This is a genomic window from Actinotalea sp. C106, from assembly GCF_023630195.1.
Classification (GTDB): Bacteria; Actinomycetota; Actinomycetes; order Actinomycetales; family Cellulomonadaceae; genus Actinotalea.
Window position 1 is genome coordinate 1 of the sequence record NZ_JALPKN010000220.1, and the last position, 5,413, is coordinate 5,413.

General features: G+C 73.5%; 4 protein-coding genes and 1 pseudogene. 2 read left to right on the forward strand and 3 right to left on the reverse strand.

What is annotated here, in order from left to right; genetic code table 11:
• Positions 1 to 354: pseudogene (locus L0B03_RS13380) on the reverse strand (3-oxoacyl-ACP reductase); the annotation flags it as partial.
• Positions 351 to 1,715 (reverse strand): acetyl-CoA C-acetyltransferase, encoded by a 1,365-nt coding sequence (locus L0B03_RS13385; RefSeq protein WP_250446572.1) that lies wholly within the window; start codon positions 1,713 to 1,715, stop codon positions 351 to 353. The pseudogene L0B03_RS13380 and the gene L0B03_RS13385, both read right to left, overlap by 4 nt.
• A gap of 173 nt (positions 1,716 to 1,888) precedes the next feature.
• Between L0B03_RS13385 and L0B03_RS13390 the strand changes: the two genes are divergently transcribed.
• Both L0B03_RS13390 and L0B03_RS13395 read left to right on the forward strand, forming a co-directional pair.
• Positions 1,889 to 2,692: a TetR/AcrR family transcriptional regulator gene (locus L0B03_RS13390; protein WP_250446574.1), complete on the forward strand. Its 804-nt coding sequence runs from the start codon at positions 1,889 to 1,891 to the stop codon at positions 2,690 to 2,692.
• Positions 2,689 to 4,755 carry an acyl-CoA dehydrogenase gene (locus tag L0B03_RS13395; protein WP_250446575.1) on the forward strand — a complete coding sequence of 689 codons (2,067 nt, stop codon included), beginning with the start codon at positions 2,689 to 2,691 and terminating at the stop codon, positions 4,753 to 4,755. Before L0B03_RS13390 ends, L0B03_RS13395 begins: the two co-directional genes overlap by 4 nt.
• Before the next feature lie 54 nt (positions 4,756 to 4,809).
• Here L0B03_RS13395 and L0B03_RS13400 read toward each other — a convergent pair.
• Positions 4,810 to 5,413: alpha/beta fold hydrolase (locus L0B03_RS13400; RefSeq protein ID WP_284501795.1), on the reverse strand; the 604-nt coding region annotated here is incomplete at its 5' end.

Here is a 5,413-nt window from a genome sequence, read left to right on the forward strand (position 1 = left end):
GACCGTGACCACGCGACCACCCGGGGCGAGCCCGCGCAGCACCCCGCCGGTGGTCAGCAGCGGCGCGCCGAGGTCTGCGGGGGCCTGCGCCCCGGTGAGGACCACGAGGATCGCGCCGAAGCGGTCGTCGCGGTTCCCGTGCCGGTGCACGTCGAGGTCCCAGGCGAGCAGCTGCTCGGCGAGGGCGTCGGCCTCGGCCTGGGAGCCGGTGTCGTTGACGACGAGCACGGGGCCGGTCACCAGGGGGTCGCCCGGGCGGTGGCGGCGCAGCACCGCGGGGCGCGGCAGGCCCAGGCGCTGGGCGAGGGTCTTGGTGAACCCCGAGTTGACGAGGTTCAGGTACGTGTCGGTCATGCTGCCTCCAGGATCGCGACGACGGCCTGCCCGCCCGCGGCGCACACCGAGATCAGGCCACGGCTGCCCGGGCCCTTCGCGGCGAGCTGCTTGGCGAGGGTGGCGACGATGCGTCCGCCGGTCGCGGCGAACGGGTGCCCGGCCGCGAGGGACGAGCCGTGGACGTTGAGCTTGCTGCGGTCGATCGAACCGAGGGCGCCGTCCAGGCCCAGGCGCTCGCGGCAGTACTCCTCGGACTCCCAGATCGCGAGGTTGCACAGCACCGTGGCGGCGAACGCCTCGTGGATCTCGTAGTAGTCGAAGTCCTGCAGGTCCAGGCCGTTGCGGGCCAGCAGCCGCGGCACGGCGTGGGCCCCGGCCATGAGCAGCCCGTCCCGGCCGTGCGCGAAGTCCACGGCTCCCGCCTCGACGTCGACCACCGTCGCGAGCACCGGCAGGCCGCGCTCGGCGGCCCAGTCGTCGCTCGCGAGCAGCACGGTCGAGGCTCCGTCGGACAGCGGGGTCGAGTTGCCCGCGGTCATGGTGGCGGGGGTCTCGAGGTGCTTGCCGAAGACCGGCTTGAGCTTGGCGAGCTTCTCGACCGAGGTGTCGGCCCGCAGGTTCGCGTCGCGGGTCAGGCCCCGGTAGGGGGTGAGCAGGTCGTCGAAGAACCCGTCGTCGTAGGCGGCGGCCAGGCGGTGGTGGCTCGCGGCGGCGAGCTCGTCCTGGGCCTCACGGGTGATGTCCATGGCGGCGGTGGTCAGGGCCTGGTGCTCGCCCATGGACAGCCCGGTGCGGGGCTCGCCCGTGGTGGGGGCCGAGGGCGCGAGGTGCCCGGGGCGGATTCGCGCGACGGCCTGCAGCTTCTGCTGCGGGGTCTTGGCGCGGGACAGGTCGAGCAGGATCGAGCGCAGCGCGTCGCTCACGACGATCGGCGCGTCCGAGGTCGAGTCGACGCCCCCCGCGATGCCGGACTCGATCTGCCCGAGTCGGATCTTGTTGGTCAGCCCGACGACGGTCTCCATGCCGGTCGCGCAGGCCTGCTGCACGTCGTAGGCGGGGGTCTCGGGGGACAGGGCCGAGCCGAGCACGGACTCCCGCGTGAGGTTGAAGTCCTTGGAGTGCTTGAGCACGGCACCGGCAGCGACCTCGCCGACCCGCTCACCGGCCAGGCCGAACCGTGCCACGAGCCCGTCGAGGGCTGCCGTCAGCATGTCCTGGTTGCTGGCCCGCACGTACGGGCCGCCGGAGCGGGCGAAGGGGATCCGGTTCCCGCCGACGACGACGGCGCGACGTGGGCTGCTGCTGGCCCCCCCCGAGCCGGTGCTGCCGGGGGTGGTGCCTGAGGAGGTCTGGCTTCCAGGGGTGCGGGCTGCCGCCATGGGCATGTCCTCTCGCGTCGTCGTTGAGCGTTCGGTCGGTCACCTGACCCCGGGGACCTGGGTCCCGGGGGGTCTGGGGGGCCGGGTGGTAGTGCCTGACACGCACAGTACCTGATACCGTCGGTCTCGTGAGTCGGATCACATCGGCAAGGTCGCCAGGAACCGGACGCAGCGTGAGCGCGCCGGCCCTGCTCGACGCCCTGCCCGCCTCCGCGGACGGCGCGCCCGACGGCAGGTCCTCCGACGCCCCCGAGGTCGACCTCCCCGCCCCGGACGGCCGCTCGGCCCGTTGGGACGAGCACCGCACCCAGCGCCGCGCCGAGCTGGTCCACGCCGCCCGCAAGGCCGTCCACCGGCACGGGCCCGACGTGTCGATGGAGGAGATCGCCGCGACGGCCGGCACGTCCAAGTCGATCGTCTACCGGTACTTCCAGGACAAGCCCGGGCTGCAGGTCGCCGTCGGCGCCGCGGTCGTCGCCCAGATGCACACGGCTCTCGACGAGGCCTCCCGCGCCGCGGAGACCCCGCGCGAGGGGCTGCGCGCCATGATCGACGTGTACCTCGCGATGGTCGAGCACTCCCCGCACGTCTACTACTTCGTCACCCGCCCCCTCTCGGAGGACGCCGAGGCCCCCCTGGGGCACTTCCTTGACGCCGTCGCGACCCTCATCGCCAGGCCCTTCACCGAGGTGCTCACCGCCGGCAGCCGCGAGCGGGTGCAGGCCGACCTGTGGGCCTCGGGGGCGGTGGGCTTCATCCGCGGCACCGGGGAGTGGTGGCTGAGCCACCGCGAGGACGACGGCGCCCCGACCCGCCTCGAGCTGACCGACCGCGTGACCACCTGGCTGCTGGCCGGGCCCGTGGGCTTCCTGACCCGCACCCGGCCCGAGCCCTCGAGCACCACCGAGCCTTCGACCACGACAGAGCCCCCCCGCACCGCACACACCGCCCACCTCAACGACGAGGAGCAGTCATGACCACCCTGAGCGACCACCGCGAGCAGCGCCCCACCACGGCGCCGTCGACGGCCGAGCCGCGCATCGACGTCGCCGTCCTCGAGCAGGCCCTGCTGGGCCGCTGGGCCGACATCCGCCGCGAGGCCCGCACCTTCCTGGCCGACCCGCGCCTGCACCGCGTCGAGGGCCAGACCATGGCCGAGCACCGCGAGACCGTCCTGGAGCAGCTGCGCATCCTGGCCACCGAGGGGGACGTGCTGCGCGCCTTCCCGAAGGCCCTGGGTGGCGCGGACGACCACGGGGGCAGCCTCGCCCGGTTCGAGGAGGTCATCACCGCCGACCCGTCCCTGCAGATCAAGGCCGGTGTGCAGTGGGGCCTGTTCGCCTCGGCGATCCTGCACCTGGGCACCGCCGAGCACCATGAGAGGTTCCTCCCCGGCGCGATGTCGGTCGAGGTCCCCGGGGCCTTCGCCATGACCGAGACGGGCCACGGCTCGGACGTCGCGAGCATCGGGACGACGGCGACCTACGACGACGCGGCCGAGGAGTTCGTCATCCACACCCCGTTCCGGGCGGCGTGGAAGGACTACCTGGGCAACGCGGCCCTGCACGGCACCGCGGCGGTGGTCTTCGCCCAGGTCATCACCCGCGGGGTCAACCACGGGGTGCACGCCCTGTACGTCCCGCTGCGTGACCCCGAGACCGGCGAGTTCCTGCCCGGGATCGGCGGGGAGGACGACGGGCTCAAGGGCGGGCTCAACGGCATCGACAACGGTCGGCTGCACTTCGACCAGGTGCGCGTCCCGCGGACCAACCTGCTCGACCGGTACGGCTCGGTCGCCCCCGACGGCACCTACACCTCGCCGATCGCGAGCCCGGGGCGCCGGTTCTTCACCATGCTCGGCACCCTCGTCCAGGGGCGGGTCTCCCTCAACGGGGCGGCGGTCAACGCGAGCAAGCTGGCGCTGATCGTCGCGGTGACCTACGCCAACGAGCGTCGGCAGTTCGCGGGCGGTGCCGTCAACGACGAGGTGCTCCTGCTCGACTACGCCGAGCACCAGCGCCGTCTGCTGCCCCGGCTGGCCCAGACCTACGCGGCGGCCTTCGCCCACGAGCAGCTGCTCAAGTCCTTCGACGCGGTGTTCTCCGGGGCCTCCGACACCGACGAAGACCGTCAGGACCTCGAGACCATCGCGGCGGCCCTCAAGTCGACCTCGACCTGGCACGCCCTCGACACCCTGCAGACCGCCCGCGAGGCCTGCGGCGGGGCCGGGTTCCTCACCGAGAACCGGCTCGTCTCGCTGCGTGCCGACATGGACGTGTACGTGACCTTCGAGGGGGACAACACCGTCCTGCTCCAGCTCGTCGCCAAGCGGCTCCTCGGGGACTACGCCAAGGAGTTCAAGGACGTCGACGCCGGTGGGGTCGCCCGGTACGTGGCGGAGCGGGCCGCGAGCGCCGCCCTGCACCGCACGCCCCTGCTGCGCGTGGTCCAGACCCTCGCCGACGGCGGGGACGTGCGGCGCTCAGCCGGTCAACTGCGCGAGACCGAGACCCAGCGCGAGCTCCTCACCGACCGCGTCGAGACGATGGTCGCCGAGGTCGCCCAGCTGCTGCGCCCCGCGACGAAGGCCCCGCGGGAGAAGGCCGCCGAGATCTTCAACACCCACCAGCACGCCCTGATCGAGTGCGCCCGCGCCCACGCCGACCTGCTGCTGTGGGAGGCCTTCACCGCGGGCCTGGACAAGATCACCGACCCCGGCACCCGGCAGGTGCTCACCTGGCTCCGTGACCTGCACGGCCTCTCGGTCATCGAGCAGAACCTCGCCTGGTACCTCATCAACGGCCGTCTCTCGGCCGGCCGGGCGCGCACGGTCACCTCCTACATCGACCGGCTGCTGACCCGCCTGCGCCCCCATGCCCAGGACCTGGTCGACGCCTTCGGCTACGCCCCCGCGCACGTCCGCGCCGAGGTCGCGACCGGGGCCGAGGCCGGGCGCCAGGACGAGGCGCGCACCTACTACCGCCGCCAGCGTGCGAGCGGCGACGCCCCCATCCCGGAGAAGTCGGCCACCCGCTCCTAGAAGCTCGTGTCAGAACGTGGGATACCCCGAGGGTCCCCACGTTCTGACACGAGATCAGGCGAGGTGAGAGAGGACCGCGTCCGCGATCACCTGGGGGTGGGACTCGGGGAGCCAGTGGTCGGCGTCGAGGCCGATCGAGCGGTACGGCCCGCGCACGTAGCGACGGGTCGCTGCCGCGCCCCAGGCCGAGAAGAAGGGGTCGGTGTAGCCGTGCACCAGGGCCGTCGGCACGTGCACGATCCCCGCGCCGAACCCCCGCCCCAGAGGCAGGGCCCGGTACCAGGCCAGGGCCGCGGTCAGGGCACCCGGCTCCTGCAGCCGGTCGACGTAGTGCTCGGTCCGGTCCGCAGCGAGCCCGGCCGATCGGAGCGCTCGACGCAACCCGGCGCCGTCGTCGGCGAGCAGCCGGGCCTCGGGCAGGCGCGGCACCTGGAAGGCCAGCATGTACGTCGACCGTCGGCCCTGGTCGGCGTACCGCACGGCCTCGCCGAGGGCCGCCGGGTGCGGGGTCGACAGCGCCGTGAGGGAGGCCACGCGGGCCGAGCGGCGGCTCGCCACGGCCCAGGCGACGGCCCCGCCCCAGTCGTGCCCGACGACGTGCGCCTGCTCGACCCCCGCCGCATCCAGCAGGGCGACGACGTCGTCGACGAGGTTCTCG

Bases quoted from the DNA above. Each gene is read 5' to 3' on its own strand.
- L0B03_RS13385 (WP_250446572.1), bottom strand. From the start codon at position 1,715: ATGGCGGCAGCCCGCACCCCTGGAAGCCAGACCTCCTCAGGCACCACC.
- L0B03_RS13395 (WP_250446575.1), top strand. From the start codon at position 2,689: ATGACCACCCTGAGCGACCACCGCGAGCAGCGCCCCACCACGGCGCCG.